Source organism: Rhizobium sp. USDA 4016 (assembly GCF_056279705.1).
Genome location: NZ_JBWCCY010000002.1, coordinates 2,464,234 through 2,486,091 on the forward strand (window position 1 = coordinate 2,464,234; position 21,858 = coordinate 2,486,091).

19 protein-coding genes and 1 pseudogene are annotated in these 21,858 nt (G+C 58.3%); 15 read left to right on the plus strand and 5 right to left on the minus strand.

Going from position 1 to position 21,858, the window contains the following annotated elements:
• Window positions 1-56 precede the first annotated feature (56 nt).
• Window positions 57-467: an iron response transcriptional regulator IrrA gene (gene irrA / locus ACZ9DP_RS12885; protein WP_476202084.1), complete on the minus strand. Its 411-nt coding sequence runs from the start codon at window positions 465-467 to the stop codon at window positions 57-59.
• A 462-nt stretch (window positions 468-929) separates the two neighbouring features.
• On the opposite strand from irrA, the gene ACZ9DP_RS12890 reads away from it, so the two are divergent.
• The 5 genes from ACZ9DP_RS12890 to ACZ9DP_RS12910 all read left to right on the plus strand — a co-directional run bounded on the left by ACZ9DP_RS12890 (window position 930) and on the right by ACZ9DP_RS12910 (window position 7,343).
• Window positions 930-2,258, plus strand: coding sequence for an adenylate/guanylate cyclase domain-containing protein (locus tag ACZ9DP_RS12890; RefSeq protein ID WP_476202086.1), 1,329 nt, complete (start codon window positions 930-932; stop codon window positions 2,256-2,258).
• A 682-nt stretch (window positions 2,259-2,940) separates the two neighbouring features.
• The gene (locus tag ACZ9DP_RS12895) at window positions 2,941-4,188 is read left to right on the plus strand and encodes an MFS transporter (RefSeq protein WP_476202088.1); all 1,248 of its coding nucleotides are present in this window, start codon (window positions 2,941-2,943) and stop codon (window positions 4,186-4,188) included.
• 59 nt (window positions 4,189-4,247) lie between these two features.
• Window positions 4,248-5,081 carry an aldo/keto reductase gene (locus ACZ9DP_RS12900; protein ID WP_476202283.1) on the plus strand — a complete coding sequence of 278 codons (834 nt, stop codon included), beginning with the start codon at window positions 4,248-4,250 and terminating at the stop codon, window positions 5,079-5,081.
• A gap of 171 nt (window positions 5,082-5,252) precedes the next feature.
• Entirely contained in the window at window positions 5,253-6,608 is a 1,356-nt protein-coding gene (locus ACZ9DP_RS12905; protein WP_476202090.1) for an NTP/NDP exchange transporter, read from the plus strand.
• Window positions 6,609-6,611: 3 nt separating this feature from the next.
• Window positions 6,612-7,343 carry an NADPH-dependent F420 reductase gene (locus ACZ9DP_RS12910; RefSeq protein ID WP_476202091.1) on the plus strand — a complete coding sequence of 244 codons (732 nt, stop codon included), beginning with the start codon at window positions 6,612-6,614 and terminating at the stop codon, window positions 7,341-7,343.
• Window positions 7,344-7,582: 239 nt separating this feature from the next.
• Here ACZ9DP_RS12910 and ACZ9DP_RS12915 read toward each other — a convergent pair whose 3' ends face one another.
• Window positions 7,583-8,179 (minus strand): sugar ABC transporter substrate-binding protein, encoded by a 597-nt coding sequence (locus tag ACZ9DP_RS12915; RefSeq protein ID WP_476202093.1) that lies wholly within the window; start codon window positions 8,177-8,179, stop codon window positions 7,583-7,585.
• On the opposite strand from ACZ9DP_RS12915, the pseudogene ACZ9DP_RS12920 reads away from it, so the two are divergent.
• The 9 genes and pseudogenes from ACZ9DP_RS12920 to ACZ9DP_RS12960 all read left to right on the plus strand — a co-directional run.
• Window positions 8,166-8,345 (plus strand): annotated as a pseudogene (locus ACZ9DP_RS12920) (NAD(P)(+) transhydrogenase (Re/Si-specific) subunit beta); the annotation flags it as partial. The gene ACZ9DP_RS12915 and the pseudogene ACZ9DP_RS12920 sit on opposite strands and share 14 nt — an antisense overlap.
• 790 nt (window positions 8,346-9,135) lie before the next feature.
• Window positions 9,136-10,053, plus strand: a complete 918-nt coding sequence (locus tag ACZ9DP_RS12925; RefSeq protein WP_476202095.1) for an NAD(P)-dependent oxidoreductase — start codon at window positions 9,136-9,138, stop codon at window positions 10,051-10,053.
• Window positions 10,054-10,497: an aldehyde dehydrogenase family protein gene (locus ACZ9DP_RS12930; RefSeq protein WP_476202096.1), complete on the plus strand. Its 444-nt coding sequence runs from the start codon at window positions 10,054-10,056 to the stop codon at window positions 10,495-10,497.
• A 330-nt stretch (window positions 10,498-10,827) separates the two neighbouring features.
• Window positions 10,828-11,895 carry a Bug family tripartite tricarboxylate transporter substrate binding protein gene (locus ACZ9DP_RS12935; protein ID WP_476202098.1) on the plus strand — a complete coding sequence of 356 codons (1,068 nt, stop codon included), beginning with the start codon at window positions 10,828-10,830 and terminating at the stop codon, window positions 11,893-11,895.
• Window positions 11,896-12,049: 154 nt separating this feature from the next.
• Window positions 12,050-12,829 (plus strand): SDR family NAD(P)-dependent oxidoreductase, encoded by a 780-nt coding sequence (locus tag ACZ9DP_RS12940; RefSeq protein WP_476202099.1) that lies wholly within the window; start codon window positions 12,050-12,052, stop codon window positions 12,827-12,829.
• Between the two features lie 63 nt (window positions 12,830-12,892).
• Window positions 12,893-13,354 (plus strand): tripartite tricarboxylate transporter TctB family protein, encoded by a 462-nt coding sequence (locus ACZ9DP_RS12945; protein WP_476202101.1) that lies wholly within the window; start codon window positions 12,893-12,895, stop codon window positions 13,352-13,354.
• Between the two features lie 9 nt (window positions 13,355-13,363).
• Window positions 13,364-14,857: a tripartite tricarboxylate transporter permease gene (locus tag ACZ9DP_RS12950; RefSeq protein ID WP_476202103.1), complete on the plus strand. Its 1,494-nt coding sequence runs from the start codon at window positions 13,364-13,366 to the stop codon at window positions 14,855-14,857.
• A gap of 78 nt (window positions 14,858-14,935) precedes the next feature.
• Window positions 14,936-16,267 carry a DUF3422 family protein gene (locus ACZ9DP_RS12955; RefSeq protein WP_476202104.1) on the plus strand — a complete coding sequence of 444 codons (1,332 nt, stop codon included), beginning with the start codon at window positions 14,936-14,938 and terminating at the stop codon, window positions 16,265-16,267.
• Window positions 16,268-16,441: 174 nt separating this feature from the next.
• Window positions 16,442-17,353 (plus strand): MBL fold metallo-hydrolase, encoded by a 912-nt coding sequence (locus ACZ9DP_RS12960; protein ID WP_476202105.1) that lies wholly within the window; start codon window positions 16,442-16,444, stop codon window positions 17,351-17,353.
• Window positions 17,354-17,517: 164 nt separating this feature from the next.
• Here ACZ9DP_RS12960 and ACZ9DP_RS12965 read toward each other — a convergent pair whose 3' ends face one another.
• The 3 genes from ACZ9DP_RS12965 to ACZ9DP_RS12975 form a co-directional block, all read right to left on the minus strand.
• Window positions 17,518-19,032, minus strand: a complete 1,515-nt coding sequence (locus ACZ9DP_RS12965) for an aldehyde dehydrogenase family protein (RefSeq protein WP_476202106.1) — start codon at window positions 19,030-19,032, stop codon at window positions 17,518-17,520.
• A complete protein-coding gene (locus ACZ9DP_RS12970; RefSeq protein WP_476202108.1) occupies window positions 19,002-19,826 on the minus strand; it encodes an SDR family NAD(P)-dependent oxidoreductase in 825 nt (274 codons plus the stop codon). The genes ACZ9DP_RS12965 and ACZ9DP_RS12970 overlap by 31 nt, the downstream gene beginning before the upstream one ends.
• Before the next feature lie 114 nt (window positions 19,827-19,940).
• Window positions 19,941-20,729, minus strand: coding sequence for an HpcH/HpaI aldolase family protein (locus ACZ9DP_RS12975; protein ID WP_476202109.1), 789 nt, complete (start codon window positions 20,727-20,729; stop codon window positions 19,941-19,943).
• Window positions 20,730-20,974: 245 nt separating this feature from the next.
• On the opposite strand from ACZ9DP_RS12975, the gene ACZ9DP_RS12980 reads away from it, so the two are divergent.
• Window positions 20,975-21,847 carry a hypothetical protein gene (locus tag ACZ9DP_RS12980; RefSeq protein WP_476202110.1) on the plus strand — a complete coding sequence of 291 codons (873 nt, stop codon included), beginning with the start codon at window positions 20,975-20,977 and terminating at the stop codon, window positions 21,845-21,847.
• The last annotated feature ends 11 nt before the right edge of the window (window positions 21,848-21,858 follow it).

A 21,858-nucleotide genomic window follows, 5' to 3' on the forward strand; every position in this document is an offset into this window, starting at 1 on the left:
CAATTGAGACCGGCTATATTGTGGGCATCGCAGTAGATGACTTCCGTACGCTAACTTCACCCTAGAGGACGTAGTCGGATGACGATGTCGACGTGTCCGATTTCCAAGCCGTCCGGGGGATCCGGCAAATTTAAGATTTCGATTTGACTTCCTTCGAAATCCAGGATCTCGCCCCTACCCTCGACAAAGAAATGATGGTGATCGGAGATGTTTGTGTCAAACCAGGTTTTCAAGCCTTCGATCGCGAGGACACGGATGAGACCGGCATCGGTGAATTGATGCAGTGTATTGTATACGGTAGCAACGGACAGTGAGAACCCGCGTGAAACCGCTTCCGCATGCAACTCCTCGGCGGTTACATGCCTGTCGCCGTCGGCAAATAAGAGATTGGCAAGTGCAATACGCTGTTCCGTCGGCCTCAGACCCAAAGATCGAAGCCGTTGCGCGATAGATTTGTCATGTCTCATGGTTCTTGTCCGTCGGGTTTGTATTGAAACTCATACCAAACCTCGCACTTACGCCGAAAGCATTTTCCCGGACCCGTCGACGAAGCTATAACCGCAGATTGTCGGGTCGCAGTGGCGCCGGCAAAAAGTCTGTTGACCGGCAAGAGCTTTATGCAAGGTCCTCGCGCGGTCTGCTAAGCAGACGGGGAAGCTCGCCCGCCGCTCGACTAGAAATGAGCTGCCTACGCCATTTATGAGTATGCTTCATGACCGCATGCGGATTTTGCGAGCTAATCAACCTTTTCGACGTTTGATATATTGGAAAGGTGGCTGCGGTTCTGGGTCTATAGGGGACCAAGATCGCCCTTGTGCCGTCACGGCCCACAGGACTTTGTGCCGCCGACAGCCGGTCATCACTACTACCGAAAGGTGAGAGTGTTTTCACTCTTTGGATGCCAAATAAGCAATAGCTGAGGAGCTGTATTGGCCAAAAAGCACGTTTTGGTTAACCCGCCTGACACGACTGCGTCTGCCTTGAGCAGAGCAGAAAGAAAAGGCTTCAAGATCGCTGTTATCGGCCGCACTGCAGCGGTGATGCTCATCGCGTTGACTTACCTGCTGAGTTACTACTTTCCGATAAATATTGCAATTTTCGGAACTACGGCAACAATCGCGCTAGTCGGCGTAACGTCTTTGGCCGCGATTGGCACGCGTTATGAAAAGCACGCTAGATTTGCGCTTTTCGCTTTCGATGCAACAGCGGTGACTATATTGCTCGCTTTTGTGCCGCTGAGCAGTGGCGGCAATGTTCCGCAAAATCTGGTATTCTTCACCAGCTCTGTGCAGCACTACTATTTGATCGTCGCTGCAGCGGTCCTCACCCTCTCGCCCCCACTCGTTCTTTGGACCGGTGCATGGGCTGCTGGCGGCCTCCTGTTTGCCACGTGGTGGATCGTATCCGGGATGGAAGAAGTCTTAAGCTACAGTAACCTACCGATCTCCCCAACACGCGACGTCTACATTGAGACAGTCCTCAATCCAAACTTTCTGGGAATTGCGTCGAGAGTTCAAGAGGCTCTGATTATTGCTCTGGTTACCGCCATTGCGGCTCTAGCCGTTCATCGGGCAAGACGAGTAGTCGGGGATCACGCCCATGCCGAAGCCGGTCAACGCCGGGTGCAAAATCTCTTCGGGCGCTACGTCCCTGCTCCCGTTCTTCGCGAGCTTCTCGATGAAGGGCATCTAGCCCCACAGACGCGGCTCGCGACACTCCTGTTTGCCGATATAGAGGGGTTCACACGCCTCTCCGAAGGCATGCATCCGACAAGGCTCGTGCATCTGTTGAATGAGTTCTTCACCGCGGTTACCGACATCGTCGACCAACATGGTGGCGTTGTCATCAACTACATTGGTGATGCCTTGTTGGTATCGTTCAACGCACCGCTTCCCATTGAAAACCACGCTGATCGGGCTCTTAGCGCATCTCGCGATATTCTCGCCATGGCAGCAAGTCGACGGTTCGATGGCATACCCATCCGTCTGCGAATAGGGGTTGCCACGGGGCTCATTGCCGCCGGGACGGTTGGAGCTGGCGACCGTCAGACTTACACCGTGTATGGCGATGCAGTAAATCTCGCCCAGAGACTTCAGGAACTCAATAAGGAGATGGGGACGAACTGTCTCGTTTGCGGGGTGACGGCAAAGAAGTCGCGAAATGATGGATCGACGCTGACCAGTCTCGGCGTCGTTCCCATTCGCAATCTCGGAGCACCGATAGAAGTGTTCACACCTGGGCCGCTCCCTGGCGGCTGATCGGCCATGTCGCTCCCGACGGCATCAATCCGCCGAGGTGGCCATGCCAACAGCGACGCGGTATTCGACTTCGGCCCTCAGCTTACCCTTCTAGGCGGGGTTGCAGGTGCGTGACGATCACCTCGATCGAGACAATCCGGCTCCGCAAAAATCGGTATCCTTCTCCGCTTGCGCTTTTTCCCGGCCTCCACCGTGGCCATGGCGCCGTCCTCAGTTATAGCGTTATAGCGACTGTAGCCACCTTAGCGCCTTTGACTGGCCAGCGACAAGATGTTGCCCCGCCCAATGCCTGCTCAGCACGATCTTCCTTCAAGCAAAACCAAGCTAGCCGATCCATCCGCTAACGAAACCCTTCCAGACCCGCGCCCGATCGGGCGCCGCATTTCTAACCGGCCCCGATGTCTGGACAGCCGATAACGGATCGAGATTGATGAGTGAAACTTATAATCGCATGCAGGTTTAGGCGTCTAGTTGCTGGTCGGCGCTGCGCCTATATCTGCCGTCGGCGGATCAAAACGTCGTCCAGTTGGCGAATTTGCGGCCTCTAAAGGTTTCGCCGCCGGTCAACATGGTCCCGAGCTGGAAGCACATTCCACGCAGCATTTTCAATCCCGTCGATGTGCAGAGATGCGGTCGGCGATGGCAGTGAGCGTGCCATAAGAAGCCACGAGGCAAAATTCTGATGCTTTTAGACGTCTCCTCAACACAAGGCGCCGATGCAGACCGTTCTCCAGCCTGGGGTGGGGTCTTTGCGCTGTCACTGGGCGCGTTCGCCTTGATCGCGTCCGAATTCATGCCGGTCAGCCTGCTGACGCCGATCGCGTCCGACCTCCAGATCACCGAGGGTCAGGCCGGCCAGGCGATCTCGGTATCGGGTGCCTTCGCTGTCCTGACCAGTCTCTTCATTTCGGCGGTGGCCGGCCAACTCGACCGCAAGCTGCTTTTGCTGACGTTGACCGGGCTGATGATCGTCTCGGGAACAATCGTGGCGATCGCGCCGAACTATGAGATCTTCATGGTCGGCCGCGCATTCATCGGCGTCGCCATCGGTGGTTTCTGGTCGATGTCAGCCGCCACAGCAATGCGGCTCGTGCCGGACCAACAGGTGCCGCGTGCTTTGGCGATCCTGAACGGCGGAAATGCGCTGGCGACGGTGATCGCCGCACCGCTGGGAAGTTTTCTCGGTGGCCTCATCGGCTGGCGCGGGGCTTTCTTTTTCGTCGTTCCGATCGCAGTCATCGTTTTCGCCTGGCAGTTGATCGGCCTGCCCTCCATGAAGACTGAGGTCCGAACGAGTGCTACAGCCGTTTTCAAGGTGCTGAACCGGCCTGTCGTTGCCTTGGGAATGGCGGCCGTGAGTCTGTTTTTCATGGGTCAGTTCGCGCTGTTCACCTATCTTCGGCCGTTTCTCGAAACGGTGGAACATGTCGGCGTTTCGACGCTGTCGCTCATGCTGCTGATGATGGGCGTGACGGGTTTCATCGGCACCTCTCTCATCGGCGGGTTCGTGGAGGAGGGCCTCTACCGGACGCTGATCGCGATCCCGGTGCTTATGGCGCTCATCGCGTCGGCGCTTACTCTGCTTGGCGGTGGTGTCGCCGTCACAGCAGTGCTGCTCGGCTTTTGGGGGCTGTTTTCGACCTCCGCGCCGGTCGGCTGGTGGACGTGGGTGGCGAGGACATTGCCGGATGACGCCGAGGCCGGGGGCGGGCTGATGGTGGCGGTTGTTCAGCTCGCGATCACTTTCGGTGCGATCGTCGGCGGTCTTCTGTTCGATACGAGCGGGTATCAGGCGACCTTCGGCATCAGCGCGGCCCTGTTGCTCATTGCTGCTCTGCTGACGGTTCTGGCAGGGCGCAGCGAGCGGTGCGGTCCGGACCACATGAAGCATACAGGTAGGATTGGAGTGAAGAAGGAGCGAGCACCTTGAAAGCAATGACACGCAGGCAGTTCGGAATGGTGTGTGCGGCAGGAGTAATCGCCAGCGGAATGGCACGGGCACAGCAATTTTCGCCGGTTCGACTTTCGCAGGAAGGAAGCGCGCCGGCGTTGGGCATGGGGTCCTGGCGACTGGCGCAAGGGCGCCGTCCGGCAGCTCAGGAAGAGAACGCTCTAAGGACCGGCCTCGCCCTCGGCATGACCTTGATCGACACCGCCGAGATGTATGGCAGTGGAAACTCGGAGGAAATGATCGGTCGCGTCATCTCCGGGAAAAGGGAGAAAGTCTTCCTCGTCTCCAAAGTCTTGCCGTCCAACGCCACACGTGCTGACGACATCCGTCGGGCCTGTGCGGCAAGCCTGACGCGTCTGAATACCGATTACCTGGATCTCTACCTGCTGCATTGGCGCGGCGGAGTGCGGCAGCTTGGCGTCGTTGTCGACACCTTCGAGGCCTTGCGGGCCGAAGGGAAGATCCGTCGGTGGGGCGTCTCCAATTTCGGCGTGAGCGACATGGACGAGTTGTTCCGTGTCGAGGGCGGCCGTGGCTGCGCCACTAACCAGGTGCTTTACAATCTGACCGATCGCAGCATCGAGGCGGACCTCTTGCCGTGGAGCATGCGCAATGGCGTTCCCCTGATGGCTTATTCGCCGCTCGGCACGGGTGATAGCGGTCTGCTTCGCAATCCCGTCCTCGCGCAGGTCGCGGCGAGACACAGCGTTTCCCCCGCGGCCGCAGCCATCGCCTGGACGATGCGCAACGGACAGACGATTGCCATTCCGGAGTCGGGCTCCGCCGTTCATATCCGCGAGAATGCTAAGGCGCTCAGCCTTGTGCTCAGCGAGCAAGACCTTGCGGAGCTTGACCGCGAGTTCCCGGCTTGAATGCCGACCGACCGAGCGTCTTGGATCGACAGTTGTTTCTGCACGCATGTTGGCCGTGTGTTTGACAGGATCCAACGCGGTGATGACGTCCCTATTTGGTGAGTAAATGCTGCCCTTTCAAACCGAGTGGTGCCTGCCGGACAATAATCAGTCGAAGTAATCGGAGGGTCGGTGTTGACCTTTATACAACGCTTTACCGGCGCACGGCCGGAGGAAATCCCGGCGCTTGCATGGTCTCTTCTCTACGTTATCGCAATTTTCCTTGCTTACTATGTGTTGCGCCCCATCCGGGATGAACTCGGCGTCTCCGGCGGGGTCGAGAATCTGCCCTGGCTTTTCACGGGGACGCTGCTGACCATGCTCGCGGCCAGCCCCCTGTTCGCCTGTGTGGTGCGCAGGTTTCCAAGGGAGCGCTTCATTGCCATCTCGTACCGGTTCTTCAGCGCGAACCTCCTCGCGTTCACGGTGCTGCTTGCCGTTGCGCCACCCAATCAGCAGGTCTGGATCGGCCGGGCTTTCTTCATTTGGGTTTCAGTGTTCAACCTCTTCGTGGTGTCGATCTTCTGGTCTTTTATCGTCGACATCTTTAACGGAGAGCAGGGCAAGAGACTGTTCGGCATTGTTGCGGCCGGCGCGACGCTTGGCGGCCTGATCGGCTCCGCTCTCACGTCGGGCCTGATCGAGCAAGTTGGCCGAACGTGGCTGCTCGCGATGTCCATTCTGCTGATCGAGGTCGCGGTCCTCGCCGCGGCCCGCTTGTCTCGCGTTAGCGAGACGTTCGAAAAGCCCGTCAAGGCGAAGGATTTGCACAAGCCTCTTGGTGGCGGCATATTGGCCGGTGTGGTTCACACCTTCCGTTCACCCTATCTGCTCGGCCTGTCGCTCTTCATCCTGATCTATTCCGTCACCTCGACGTTCCTTTACTTCCAGCAGGCGAGCATCGCCGCCGAAAACTTCCCCGACGGGTCCGCGCGGGCCGCGTTCTTCGCCAACATTGATCTCTATGTGAACGCCATCACCCTGATCTTGCAGGTCGTTTTCACCGGCCGTCTCATGGGTTGGCTTGGCGTGGTGGCGACGCTTTGCGCGCTTCCGCTGGTCAGCTTGGTCGGTTTCAGCGCGCTCGCCGCCTATCCCACAGTGGGGGTCTTCGTCGCCACCCAGGTCGCCAGGAGGGTGAGCAACTTTGCACTCGCCCGTCCGACGCGGGAAGTACTGTTCACCTCCAGCGTCCGGGAAGACCGCTACAAGGCGAAAAATTTCATCGACACGGTGGTCTACCGTGGCGGTGATCAGGTTGCGAGCTGGAGCTATGCGGGGCTGATGGGCCTCGGCATCAGCCTTGCTCAAGTATCGGTGATCGCCGTGCCCTTGTCGCTGATCTGGCTGGCCCTGAGCATTTGGCTGGCGCGGACACACGAGCGGAAGGAGGCGCTTCTGGCCGAAAAGCACCCTTGCCTTTCCGCGATCGCCGCCCCCGTAAAAGTCCATTCATGGACCATCATGTTCGCCCATCGAAAGGAGTGAAATATGCCTGTCTCACGTCGAACGACCCTCGGTGCCCTCGGCATGCTCGCCGCCTTGCCCGTCTTGCTTCCAAACCGCGCGCGAGCGCTCCCGCCGATGCGCATCGGCGTGATTGGCGCCGGATCGTTGGGAGGGACGGTTGGACAGCTTTGGGTCAAGGCCGGCCACGAGGTCATGTTCTCGTCGCGCCACCCAGAGGAACTGGAGCCGATGGCCCAGGAACTCGGTCCACGGGCATCCGTCGGCTTGCCTCCGGCAGCCGCCGAGTTCGGGACCGTCCTGCTGTTTGCTGTCCCCTTCGCGGCCGTTCCGCAGCTTGGGCGCGACCTTCGCCAGTCGATCAATGGAAAGATCGTCGTCGATGCCTGCAATCCCCCGCTCTCGGGTGGGACGGGTGAAATCGTTGAGGAGGCCAGGGCGATCGGCGTCGCCGAGACGATGGCGAAGTACCTCGCCGGCGCTCGTCTCGTTCGAGCGTTCAGCTGTGTCGACGCGAGTGTAATCGAAAGATCGGGGACGCGCAGCGGCGGCAGGGTCGGCATGCCCATCGCGAGCGATGACCAGGAAGCCATGCAGGTCGGAGCAGGCCTTGTCATCGACGCTGGGTGCGATCCGGTGATTGTCGGCAACCTAGCCTCGGCGAGGGCTTTCGAGCAAGGCGGACCGGGCTGGCGGGCGCATGTGTCGGCGCCCGAACTGCGGCGCAGGCTGGGACTTCCGGCAACAGCCAACTGAAGCAGTTGTTGCACGCAAATGTGCTCCCCGCGTCATGCCAAAGCGCCGGGAGCGGTCGCGACATCCGTTACGGGACACAGGCGGTGGCAGGCCGTGTCGGTCAATGCCAATCTTAGACGTAGGCGTCGCATTCATGTGGTTGCCAGAAGACAGCCGTTCCCGATGATGACCGGCCGCCAGGACCATAGGCGCTTCGGCCGGCCACCTCCGGATAGGATCTTATCGCGGGCTCGATGACTTCACCATTCAGGCGGACAATTTCCCAAGGTTTGTTTCGTAATGACAGCACTGTCATAGGTGATGAATTGCCCTTTCTGCGCGTTGGGGTTCGTCGCCGCCTCGTAAAGAACTTTCAACATCAGCCGACCGAGCAGTTCGGGCCGGGTGCAAACCGAGCCGTCGATTGCCGCGCTGGCGACGGCCTCGTTTCCTTTACGCGAACCGCCTCCCGTTGCAACCAACTTGATCTTTGAACCTGACGCGTCGAGGGCTCGTGCGCAACCAAGGGCCATCGGATCCGCATGGCTGAAAATGACGTCGAGATCCGGATGTGACGAGATCATGCTCTTGCAGGTGGTTTCTCCGGTTTCCGGCGTCCAATCCGTAGGCTGAGATGAAACAATTTCGTATTTGACGCCGGCTGCGTCGAGCGCAGTGCTGAAACCCTCCGTCCGTTGCGCGACTGAAGCGTAGCCTGGTGCTCCCTCGACGATTGCGATTGTCGAAACCCTGTCCTGAGGAAGAAGAGTTGCGGCCAAATCTCCAGCTCTCTGCCCGATTGCCACGTCGTCGGTCGTGACCAGTGCTGCGAGCTTGGGGTAGCCAATCGCTGGCATGCCGGTCCTGGAAGTGTGGAAGGCAAAGCATGTGTTCGTCTCCAAGCGCGGTCAGGGAACGGGCTATTCGGGGATTGAAAATCCGCTTTTCTACAGGAAGAACACGCGGATGTTTTATGGCGATGCGAAGAAGTCGCTAGATGGTCTGATACCGCTCATGGCTTGAGAGCCGGCTCCCGTTTGGACATCTTGAACAAGCCGGTTTCACATGCCAAGCCGCGAATAATAGATCAGCCATTTTTGCGATCGGCGCTCAAAACGTCATCTGTTGGGGGAACGCCTTATGACCTTGCGGAATATAAAGCTGGTCTAGCCAGATCTTAAGCGTCGCGCCACTCATATTGCGGACGCTTCCCCGAGGCTGATCTTTGCGCAGCCCGCAAAATTCTTTTGCCGGATTGCCCGTATCGGCGGGTCCGCCTTGTCGCTAGGTTTCCATTTGCGAGACATTGAACGTCGACAGCGCTCATGCGGCTCCAGATGTGAGGTCTCGGGGGGAATAGTGCCGCAGGAGTGGCCAACAAACTCTTGGCTTCGTCGGCTAGGAGATAAGAGGAGGAGTTTCAACAATGAAGAAATCACCACGCATGATGCTCGTGGCAAAGCGCGCAGCGCGATGACAGGCTGACCGGCGTGTCAGAGGCCTGTGGTCGAAACACCGAGGGCGGCTGTGCATTGAAAGTCATAACCCAGGCTGCCGCCTAGTATGAAGGAAAAGCCGAACGCTGGTCCAACAGTAAGACGCCTCTTTCGCAAACGATCTGCTGCCCGTCGACCTGGATGCAACATGGAATTCGTGCCAGCGCCTGACTCGTCATTGCTCTGGCACGCTGGCGCGGATCTGAGCTTATAAATGAAAATTATAACTCGGATTCACAGACACCCTTCCCGACGTTGCCGGCGCGGTGGCGTCCCGATAGCGTTCGCCCTTCTTGTTAAAGGGCAGGTGTGACGATATGCAACCGATACTCGCGTTCCCCGCACTTGCGGGCATGACATATCCCAAACTCGATGCACTAGGGCTGGTCCGCATCGTGCCTGGCCTCGAAAGTGTCTTTGCTGTTGCGGAGGGCGACAGAGCTGCGATACGCGTCCTGATGACCAACGCGACGCGCGGATGCACCGCAGAGGTCGCTGATGCGCTCCCGAACCTGCGTTTCGTCATATCGCAGGGAGCCGGAAGCCAGCAAATCGATCTGGACGGCCTGGATCGGCGGGGCATCCGGGTCCGCTGCGTCGGCGAAGCTCTAACCGACGACGTCGCTGACCTGGCAATCGCTCTTACGCTCATGTTATGTCGCAGCCTTGTCCGTGCGGATGGCTTCGCGCGCAGCGGAGAATGGCAAGCAGCGCGGTTTGAGGTTGGGGACAGCGTCGTCGGTATGACGATGGGCATCGGCGGGCTGAGCGGGCGCATCGGTCAGGCGATAGCGACACGGGCGACGGCGTCACGAATGAAGATCGCCGGGCTCAATCGTCCGTCAAATGCCGGCTTGAGCGCATCTCTTCATGAAGGTTGGCTCGCTCTGGCCGAGGCAAGCGACGTGCTCGTGCTCGCCGTACCGGGAACGCCTGACCTCAAGCATATCATTGGAGCGGAGGAACTCGCCGCTTTGGGCCCGAAGGGCCGGCTCGTGAATGTTGGGCGCGGCAGCCTCGTGGACACGGACGCGTTGATCGCCGCACTCGAAAATCGGACGATTGCCGGTGCGGCGCTGGACGTGCTCGATACCGAACCCTTCGTTCCCGAAAGGTTGGCAGCATTGCCCAATGTAGTCCTGACACCGCACATCGGCGGTCAAACCTGGCAGCAGCGAGCGCGTGGCTCCAAGATTGCCGAGGACGAAGTGCTGGCCTTTCTGGGGAAATCGTGAATGACCGAAAATCGCCGTGAACGCCACGTGGCGCATGGCGCGCGTATTGCAACCGGCGCAAAGCGTGTTGGCAATCGAGGATGGTTCTACGCGCCGACTGTTCTGGCCGAAGTATCGCTCGATGCCAAAATTATGAACGAAGAGCCGTTCGGCCCGATCGCACCCTGCGCACCGGTAGATTCGATGGATGAAGCGCTGGCGATCAGCAACAGCCTGACCATGGGACTGGCAGCGTTTGTGTTCACCAACTCCATCGAGCGGGCCGACTATCTGTCGCGGGAGCTGCAGGTGGGCTCTGTGGCAGTCAACGTCTTCACAAGTCCCGGAGCAGATGCGCCGTTCGGTGGCGTTCGCGAGAGCGGCATTGGCCGCGAGGGTGGTCCGGAAATGTATCAAAGCTATACGGTCGCCAAAACCATTGCTGAACGTCGGGCCCGGGTTTGATCTATTTGACCAGACGTGATGGGACCCTCCGGAGAAAGATCGCGGTGCGGCCGCATCGATGCCGGCTGTCATCGAGCATGGCAGTTTGAGATGGACATCGCCGCAGTCACAGCGGATGCAATCATTCTCGCCTCAGCTTTTCGACGCGGCGGCGTTCTGGTGATATCCGCGGGGAACGCTTTCTCGCTCTGAGGCGCCGGTTCTCGCCACGCAGCGCACGGCGACAATGTCAGCTGACAAAACGCAGGATAGCGCAAGGTCTCTAAAGCATTGGCGAGCCACGCGACGCCGTCGAAGGGTATAAACCAATGTTATACGGCAATGCGTTGATTGAAGATCGCCGCTAGAGAAAACCAACCCTCGGCTCTATTAGTAGCTTCGGCGATGACTTTATCGATGTTTAGGGAGGAGTTCGAAATGATTAGCCGAAGGACGGTTCTATTTGGCGCGCCTGCAATGCTGGCGATCTCAGCAAGCTTGATTGAAGGCGCACGTGCCCAGACAAAATTTCCGGAAAAACCGGTCAAGATAATCATCGGGAATGCTCCTGGTGGAGACGACGACACTTTGAGCCGGTTCCTGGCAGATTCAATGAGAACCGAGCTGAACGGCACGGTTATCGTCGAAAACCGTGGCGGCGGAGCGACCACGGTTGGCGGTACCGCCGTGGCGTTGTCTGCAGCTGACGGCTACACACTCCTGTGTTTGACGACGTCCGGAATCGTCCAGACAGTTCTCAGAGACAATCTTCAATATGGCCTGGATGACTTTACTCCCATTGTGGGCATCGGCGGCTATCCAATGGCGCTGGTCGTCTCTGCGTCAGCGGGTATCAACAATATCGAACAGCTTATCGAAGTTGCCAAGTCATCCGATGGCATCACCTTCGCAAGCGCGGGTGCGGGGACGCTTGCGCATCTGAATGCTGTCCGCTTCTTGAAGCGCATTGGTGTTGAGGGGATCCATGTCTCGTACAAAAACAATCCCGAAGGGTTGCAAGCCCTTGCAGGCGGCTTCACGCAAATGATGTTCCCATCGGCGCGCGAAGCTGCGACCTTGCGCGGTGACGGTCTCCTCAAAGTCCTGGCTGTCACGTCCGAAGAAAGAACAGCAAACATGCCGGACGTTCCCACGATGCGTGAGCTCGGCTATCCCGAGATCAATCCTGCACTCTGGTACGGCTACATGGCTCCAAAGGGAACTCCCGACGCTGTTGTCGCACTCCTGGCGCAAGCGATCTCAAAGGGGGTCGAGAGCGAGGCGTTCACTCAGCGTTTTGGACCGCTGTCCTTCCAGAAGAAGATTCAGACCGGCGAGGAATTGCGGACATTCATGTCTGCTGAGGCGGCGAAGTGGAAGCAAGTCATCCAGGAAAACAACATTCGCTTCACCGACTGAAGATCGTGAAGCGCAAGAGCCGCCGGCCGTTCATCGCGCCGGCGGAAACTCATCAGCCAACGCGCCAGGTGGAACACCTTGGTTGCTGATCAGTGGCGTGGTTGTAACGAACCCGCGCAGCGGGAAAGAGTAAATTGATTTGGGAGGATGTTGGATGAGTGAATCCACTGGTGAGAGCGATCACAATTCGGCACGAGGAAACAATCTCGCCTCATCTCAGCAAAGGCTTAGAGGGCGACGTATTGTTATTACCGGTGGAGCATCTGGGATTGGACGTGCCACGGCAAGGCTTTTTGCGGCCCACGGTGCCGCTGTTGCACTGCTCGATCACAACGCGGCGGTCGTGGAGGATGCAGCAAAAAGTCTGAACGCACATTTTTTTGCAGTCGACATCACGGATGAGGCTGCGGTTGCTTCGGTGATTAGCGCCGCGGAAGCCGCGATGGGTGGAATTGACGGGGTCGTCAATGCTGCCGGGATTATGACGACCGGTCTCGTTAAAGACACACCTGCGGCAGTATGGCGCAAGGTGATCGAGGTCAATCTGACGGGAAGCTATATCGTAACGAGAAGCTGCCTGGACAGCTTGCAGCGCGCGACAAATGCGACGGTTGTGAATATCGCATCCGCACAGGGCCTTCTCCCGAACAGCCCGGCCCACACGGCGTACGCGGCTTCCAAGGGCGGCGTCGTCAATCTGTCGCGCGCGCTCGCCGCCGAACTTGCTCCCTCCATCAGGGTCAACACCGTTTGCCCCGGCATGGTCGACACGCCAATGGCGGATGGTCATCGCGCCAATGTGGGCAACTACGCCCTCAAAAGGATCGCAAGTCCTGACGAAATCGCGGAGGCAATTCTGTTTTTGACCAGCGCGGAATCGTCTTACGTCACGGGCGCAGCGCTCGCGGTTGACGGCGGCCGTTCGTTTCACTGAGCTTCTCTCAGCATAACGAGCCGGCCCGGCTTTTTCTTTTCGGCGCACAGGATTGGTACTTCAATGAACAGGAACATCAACGCCAGAGATATGACCACCGGAATACTGCTGATCGTGGTGTCGGCAATCGGTCTTTACATGAATCGGGACTACGAGGTTGGCGCAGCAAATCACATGGGCCCCGGCTATATGCCCATGGCCGTTTTGCTGCTCCTCGCTTTCTTAGGACTGGCAATCGCCGTCATCAGCATAACGACCGGTCCCGACAAACTCGAACGCTGGGCGTGGCGTGAGCTCTGTCTGATCCTGCTTGCGCTCGTTCTCTTCGGCACCTTTCTGGAGCACATCGGCATGGCGCTATCGGTGGTCGCCCTGGTGTCAATTGGAGCTCTTGCCGACCGGTCGCAAAGCTTGAAGGGCACGTTAGGTCTCATTTGCTTTCTCGTGGTGGCGTGCTGGCTGATATTCTCCTGGGGTCTCAGTCTGAACGTGCCGTTCCTGCCCCCGGCCCTCGGTTCCGTATAGGAGGTTGCAATGTTGGATAATCTGCTGCTGGGCCTCTCCGTCGCCTTCACCTTCCAGAACTTGGCGTTCGCTTTTCTCGGGTGCCTCATCGGGACGGCAATCGGGGTTTTGCCGGGGATTGGCCCCGTGGCAACCATTGCCCTTTTGCTCCCGATGACCTTTGGCCTCGATCCCGTAACGTCAATGATCATGCTCGCGGGCATATACTACGGGGCGCAGTACGGAGGATCGACATCGGCCATTCTTTTGAATCTGCCAGGCGAGGTCACGGCAGTCGTGACGACGCTGGAAGGGCACAAGATGGCACGAGCCGGGCGCGCCGGCGCTGCCCTTGCCGTTGCTGCAATCGGTTCGTTTTTCGCTGGTACTGTCGCCACTCTGGTCGTCGCCGCCTCCGGGCCGTTGCTGACCTCTGTTGCGCTCTCTTTTGGACCGGCGGAATATTTTTCGTTGATCCTGCTCGGATTGATTGTCGCAACGGTGTTGGCCGAAGGAAATATCTTTAAATCAATCGCGATGATCGTTCTCGGCGTGGCGCTTGGACTAGTCGGGACGGATATTCAAAGCGGCCAAGTGCGGTTTGCCATGGGCTTTCCCGAGCTTTTCGAAGGCGTCGGCTTCGTGCCTGTCGCGATGGGCCTTTTCGGCATCGCCGAAATCATCCGCAACCTCGAAAATCCCGAAAGTCGAGGGGGTACAGTTGCGCAAATCGGCAGCCTTTGGCTGACGAAAGATGAAGTGCGCCGGGCAGTGCCCTCCGTGCTGCGCGGAACGGTCCTGGGCTCCGTCCTGGGGATCCTACCCGGCGGCGGCCTGGCTCTTTCGACATTTGCCTCCTACATGCTGGAACGGAAGGTTTCAAAGTATAGATCTGAATTCGGTTCTGGGGCTATCGAGGGCGTGGCAGGACCCGAAAGCGCCAATAACGCGGCGTCTCAGACCTCGTTCATTCCCATGCTGACGCTCGGCATTCCAGCCAACGCGGTCATGGCGCTGATGGTCGGAGCGCTGATGATTCAAGGGATCCAGCCTGGGCCACGCATGGTCGAGACGCAGCCACAACTGTTCTGGGGTCTCATCGCCAGCATGTGGATCGGAAACCTCATGCTCCTCGTGATCAATCTGCCCTTGATCGGCGTATGGGTTGCTCTTCTCAAGGTGCCTTACCGTTACCTTTACCCAACAATCCTGGTCTTCTGTGGAATCGGCGTGTATTCCGTCAACAACTCTGTTTTCGACGTCTATCTGACCGCCTTATTTGGGCTGGTGGGCTATGCGCTCGTAAAACTCCGCTGCGAACCGGCACCGTTGTTGATCGGCTTTGTCTTGGGCCCCATGCTCGAAGAATATCTAAGACGCACCATGGTGCTTTCCCGCGGCAATCCCGCCGTCTTCATCGAGCGGCCCGTCAGTGCCGTACTGCTTGCGATTGGGTTTGCTGCGCTGGCCATGATGCTGCTGCCGTCTATCCGCCGCAAGAAGGATGAGGCCCTGCAGGAATAGCGGGCGTCGTGACACGGTTGGTTGATTGGTCCGAAACGTGCTACTCCCTGCGAGAGCGACAACGTGCTGGGAGATGCCATGGGCGGTGGGCTGTTTTCATTCCCGGAAGCGCAAGACCGCGCACGTGCACTGGGCGAGATTCATTCTCGCCCATACGCGCTCGTCAGTTCTCCCCGTGTCATCGTCCAGTTCGCGTTCATACTCGACGGCGGCCCAGGCGTGGATCATGCCATCATGGCGGATTTGTCGCGCAGACGTGGGCTCTCCCCGCCTGGCGGTGACGCCAGGCACCACGCGATGGCCTGGGGATCCGGCACGCTGAGATGGGAGCAGCATACCGAGTTTTCGACCTGGTTCTGGGATGGACCACTGCCTGCCCAGTTCGGCGGTGAGGTCGCGGCGACGCCGTTTGGGGATGGATTTAGTCCTCCGGGCTCGCTCATTTCCGGTGCCAGGCTCGAGATACGTCCTGAGGGACCCGAAATCGACGCGGCCATTTCTAACTTTGACGCTGCGAGCCTCTGCCACAGTGAGGTCAACGGCCGGCAGGCGTTGATCTTTACGGACTTCCGGCAAGATGGTGACGGCCTGACGCCTTTTTTGATCGTTGATCGCGGTCTGGCGCCTTCCGCAATCGGTCCACTGGTGCAGCGCCTGCTCGATGTTGAGACCTACCGGACCCTTGCAATGCTCGGGCTGCCGCTGGCGCAAGTGCTGTCCCCGGAAATTCGACGCATCGAAGACGGGCTTACCGCAATCACACAGCGCATGAAAACCAACCCTCTCGAAGATGCCGACGACTTGCTTGCCGATGTGACACGCTTGTCTGCCGACCTCGAAGCAAACGCCGTGCTCTCCCTTTATCGCTTTGGCGCCTCGCGGGCCTACTACGGCATTGTCCAAGAGCGCATCAAAACGCTTGCCGAAACGCCGATTCCCGGCTTTGAAACAGTCGGCACATTCCTGGAGCGGAGACTTGCGCCCGCGATGCGCACATGCCAGTCGATCGAGGAACGGCAGGCGAACCTTTCCCGCAAGCTCACGCGGGCCAACAGCCTCGTCCGTAGCTGGATCGACGTGGACCTGCAGCGCCAGAACGGCGCGTTGCTTGCGGCCATGAACCGCCGCGCTGAATTGCAACTCCGTCTGCAGCAGACGGTTGAAGGTTTGTCGGTTGCGGCGATTTCCTACTACATCGTCGGCCTGTTCGGCTATCTCGCGAAATCCATCGGTCATGATATCTTGCCTGTCGACGCAGGCGTGCTTACGGGATTTTTTGTCCCTTTTGCCGTTATTCTGGTCTGGATCACGGTTCGCCGAGTCCATCTAAAACACCAGATTTCAGACCATCGCAGTGTCATGATCCCGACCGACGTCGCCGGCGACCGGCCGGAAAGAGACACGGCTTGACATCGCCGCGCGCAAGTGGGCCGGGCGATGCCCCGACGGTAGATGCTCGATAGAATATTGCGTTCGTTATTTCAGGGATGTAGGCGAACGGAGCTCTGGGAGGAGTGACATGGAAGACCCGATCGTGACGTCGTCAGGTCACAGTGAATGCGCAAGAGCCGTCGGTGCGGTAGAATGAAAATCGTCAAGACCCATATAGACGGCGTGGATGTTTTCCAGCTCATCGAGCTTGAGATAGGGCCTGAGGTTCAGGCCATCTTTGACAATCCAACCTTGGAGGAGTTGTCGAAGACCCCGTGGCTCTTTCCAACCTATGTGACTTCTGACGGGACAATGAACGCCATTTCACAAAGCTTTGTCCTTCTGACAAGCAAACGGGTCGTTGTCATAGACACATGCATCGGTAATGATAAAGAGCGGTTCGATCTGCCTCAATGGGGGAAGTTACAGACCAATTTCATGTCTGGTTTCACCGAAATTGGACTTTCGCCGGATGATGTCACCGATGTTATCTGCACGCATTTGCATGCCGATCACATCGGCTGGAATACCACACTGAGGAATGGCGTCTGGCACCCCACCTTCAAAAACGCCAGATATTATTTCGGGCGGTCGGAATATAACTATATGCAGAGCAGGCCATCGGGCCCAAGGAGCGATCGACTGGCGGCATTCGCCGACTCCGTCAAGCCCGTGGTCGAGGCTGGTCTGGCTGTCTTTGTCGATCACGACGCCGAACTTGGCGACGGTATTTCACTCGTCCCTACGCCCGGCCATACAGTCGGCCATGTGAGCGTGCGGATCAAGCTTCGTTCTGGGCACCTCTATATATCTGGCGATGCAATTCATCACCCCTGTCAGATCGCCCGAACAGACTGGTCCGCAAACGTAGATTTCGATCCGCTTCAGGCAGCGAGGAGCCGAAAGGAGTTGCTTGGCAGAGCATCGGAGCCCGGCGCATTCCTGGCGGGAACGCACTTTTCGGTGCCGTCGATAGGCAAGGTTACCCAGACGTCAGACGGGGAATTTACCTTTGTTGCGGGCAGTTGCTGTCATCTGCCGCAACGTGGCTCCAATGAAGGATAGTCAAAGCAGCCCGCATTCGGCAAATGGTTCTTGTCGCTTGGAGCAGAGACAGTTTTTGAGATCGCCGATAGCCCCAGGCTCCATTCTCCAAGCAGAGAATGCCCAGGACCTGCCCATTCAAAAGTGCACCTGGCCACGGTTCGCCGCCGATCGTTCACCAGAGATCAGAAAGCTATTTCCGGCAGCTGCTGAGCTTCGTCCTTGAAGCCGTAAACGGATTTGACTTCCAGATACTCCTCGAGCCCGAAGACGCCCATCGAACGTCCGTTGCCCGAAAGGCGATATCCGCCCATAGGCGACACCGAATTGGTTGGTGCTCCGTTGAAGCAAACCCGCCCTGCTCGCAACCCGCTAGCAAATTCATAGCCCTTCTGGCGGTTGCCACTAAATACGTAGCCCCCTAGCCCATAGGGTGAATCATTGGCGATTTCCAACGCCTCTTCTTCGCTGCTGTAGGGGATTACAGCCAGCACAGGCCCGAAGATCTCTTCCTGTGCGATCGTCATCTCTGGCTTGACGTCTACGAACACCGTCGGCTTGACGAAGAGCCCCTGCTCGAGCCCTTCCGGACGGCCGACACCGCCGCAAATGACGCGTGCGCCTTCCTCGATGCCGATCTGAATGTATCGCTGGATGCTCTCAAATTGAGCATGGTTGACCACCGGACCCATCGTTGTTTCGCAATTGCGTGGATCACCCAAACGGAATTTTGCAACCTCATCGATCAAATAGGGGATCGCAGACTCCATCTGACTCTCATGAACAAGCATACGAGCAGGCGCATGGCACGACTGGCCAGTGTTGAAGAAGCAACGCTGAATGTTCCAGCGCGCAGCGGCTTCAATATCCGCATCCTTCAGAACCACGTTCGCCGACTTGCCTCCGAGCTCTAGGGATAAGCGCTTGACCGTGCGTGCGCCCGCCTCGCCCACCTTGATGCCGGCTTGGGTCGATCCTGTAAACGAGATCATGTCGATGTCCGGGTGGCCTGACATCGCTTCTCCGACGATCCGGCCTTTACCAATCACCAGATTGAATACTCCCTTGGGCACGCCCGCCTTCTCTAGGACCTCTGTCAGTATGATGGCGCTAATGGGAGAGGCGTCGCTAGGTTTGAGAACAAGTGTGCATCCGGCGGCCAGCCCGTAAATCACCTTGATGGCAGGCGTCTGGACCGGCCAATTCCACGGCGAAATGAGACCGCAGACGCCGATTGGCTCGTGTCGGACGATCGTATCATCGATCCGCGATTCGAAGTGGAAGGTCCGAAGCAGATCACGTGCGACCTCAAAATGGCCGATCGGACCGGTCACCTGGGCGCGCGTGTTCTTGGGAATGCCAACTTCCATGGCAAGAACCTCGGCCAATTCGTCGACGCGTTCTTTATAGGCGGAGATGATCCGCTCGATCAATGCGATCCGCTGTTCTGTCGAGGTGCGGGAAAAGGTAGCAAAGGCGCGGCGAGCGGCAGCGACTGCCTTATTTACGTCTTCGATGCCGCCCCCGGTGACAACGCTTGCGAAGGCCTTTTCGCTGGTCGGGTCGATAAGGTCACGTTGGCCGGGCGCACTGGGCTCCAACCAGGCGCCGTCAATGTAGAGGTTGCCGTAATGTTTCATCGCAGTCTCCGCTTCGCGCTTCAGCCGGTTCAGCTGCTGTGGGTGTAGCCGCCATCGCATGCGATGGTCTGGCCGGTGATGAAGTTCGAAGCGGGCGTCGCCAGAAACATCATAAGGCCCACGAGATCAGTGGGCAGCATGCTTCGCTTAATGCATTGCTGCGATAGCTGTGTTTGCCTTAATTCCAATGTCGGGTTGGCCGTCCGCTCGACTTCGGTCGAGACAGCACCGGGACGGATGCAATTGACGTTGATCCCGTCTTCACCCAGTTCGCGGGCCATCGCGTTTGTCATGCCAATCATCGCCGACTTCGAGGCGACGTAATGCATGTAGTTCATCACGCCCTTTGTCACGGCGTCTGAGGATATGTTGATGATCCGTCCCCACTTGGCCGCTCGCATCACTGGCGCAACTGCGCGGGCGCACAGGAATGGTCCCGTGACATTCACCCGCATGACACGGTCCCATTCTTCGAGCGGAATATGCTCGAACTTACGCTTTTCGAGCGTCGCGAATATCGCGGCGTTGTTAATCAGAACATCGAGGCGACCGTGTTCATCGACGATCGACTTCACAAGCGCGTTGACCGAAGTCACGTCAGCGATATCGACACGGGCCGCAGTTGCGCGACCGCCCTTCGCAACGATCTCGGCCTCGACGCGTTCTGCATTGTCCAGATTGAGATCGGCGATGATTGGCAGCGCCCCTGCTGCTGCGAATTGGCGGGCGAGTTCCCGCCCGATCCCTTGGCCGCCACCCGTTATCAGGACCACGCGGTCCGTGACGCTGAAATCGCGAGCCCAGCTGGGAACCCCAGAATCCTGAGGGGCTTGAACGTTAATATGTTCGGTCACTTGATGTCCTCTCAAGGTAACAAAAATAGACGAGCGGCGAATGGCAGGCCGCGAAAAATCGGTTTGCTGATCGCGACGGAATCGCAGGCGGGCACTTCAATTCCGCGCCGCACATCACTGAAAAGATTTCGCATTCGCCGTCGCAGCATTGACAAGGAACGTCACGTCAGCACCCGCCGTTGCGTACCGCGCGCCGAGCGCGATCATCTCTTTGGCAAGTTCTGGGCGCGAGCCCAATCCGCCAACCCCGAAAAAAGTGCCCGTCTTGTGACACGCTGCTGCGACGCGCTCGAAGGCGGCGCGAACCTTTGGATGATCGTGTTGGCCCGGCAAGCCGAGCGCGTTGCATAGGTCGTTCGCACCCACCAACACCATGTCCAAGCCTTCGACGGCGGCAATCTCTTCGACGGCCTCGAGCGCGGCAAGCGACTCCATCATCGTGATGACCAGTGTCGCCTCGTTCAACGCCGGCATGACTTCTTTTGCGGGCGCGGCCCGGAAAAACAGATGTGGCAGATGCGGTGCAATCGAGCGATTGCCGAGCGGTGGAAACTTCGCGGCGGCCACAACAGCCGCGGCATCTTGCGCTGTTTCGACGTCGGGCACGATCACGCCCATCGCTCCGCATTCGAGTGCCCGGCCTATATCGGCGGGGTTGCGGTCGAGTACCCGCACCAGAGGGGTTACCTCCAAGGCATTGCAGGCCAAACAGATCTGACTGACGCTCTCCAAGGAAAAGCTATTGTGTTCCAGATCGATGAAAAGGCAGTCGAAGCCTGCGGTATGAGCGATGGCGGCGATTTCGGCGCCCCGCACAAGCCGCGCGATCATGCCGACCGTCAACTTTCCCTCCGTCATTTTCTCTTTCAGGACGTTGCGTGGCGTAGTGTTGGGAACGGGCAAGGGCTTCTCCTCCGGGGGCCAACAGCGGGCGGCTCCGCCAGCTTTGCGGCCGAAATCTCAATTCGAGTTGGACAATATTCCAGGGCACGATCGCCCTGGATCTGATCTGAATTGAACATGCGGCGAGCCCCTTGCGGAATCAACTGCAAGCACAACGCCCGCGATCAGGGGGATAACAACGCATTATACCGGGAGAAAATTGCGGATATCCGAACTTTAAAACTTCTCCTAAAACTAACCCCAGATTGGAAGCATTCGCTGAGAAGGAGGTTACGATGCGTATTTCAGAGGCAGCTGCGGCAGAAGGTGGCCGGGTCGGAAGCATGAGAGAAGGTGTTCTCGAGCAGAAGTTTCTGCTGAACGGAGAGGACGACGATTCTCCGAACAACTATCTGCTGAACGTCGGGCGAACCGGATCGGGTGGCTGGGGCACGCCCCGCCACCGTCATAACTTCGATCAGATCCGGTTTGTGCTGAAGGGAAGTTATCCGGTCGCCCCTCACAAGATCATGAAAGAAGGGTCCGTTGCCTATTTTCCGGAGAGCGTCCACTACGGCCCTCAGGATCGCCCGGAAGGCTTGGAGATGATGGTGATGCAGTTCGGTGGAGCAAGCGGTGCCGGCTTTCTCAGCGTAGCGCGCCGGGAAGCCGCCAACGAAGCTCTGAAGCAGAAAGGTGAGTTCAAGAACGGCGTCTTCACCTATGTTGATGAGAAGGGACAGCGCCATAACAAGGACGGCTCTGCCGCGTGCTTCGAAGAAGCAACCGGACAAAAACTTGTGTTTGCCGAGCCGCGCTATGACGACGTCGTGATGATGGAGCCGAGCGCCTATGCTTGGGTTGAAGCTGGCAGCCCCGGCGTCGCCACGAAACTGCTCGGCACGTTTACCGAGCGTGGAACCCGAATCGGATTCATCAAAATCAATGCCGGATCCACATTCAACACCGGTTCACGCTCTGCGATCGAAGTGCTCTTCCTGAGCTCTGGTCGGGTTGCCGTAAACGGCAAAACCTACAACGAACGAACAGCAATCGAGCTGCTCCCCACCGATGAGCCGGTTGATATCGTCGCTGAAGAAGAAGCGATTTTCTTCGATGTGACACTACCCAAATTCTAAACTTCGGACCT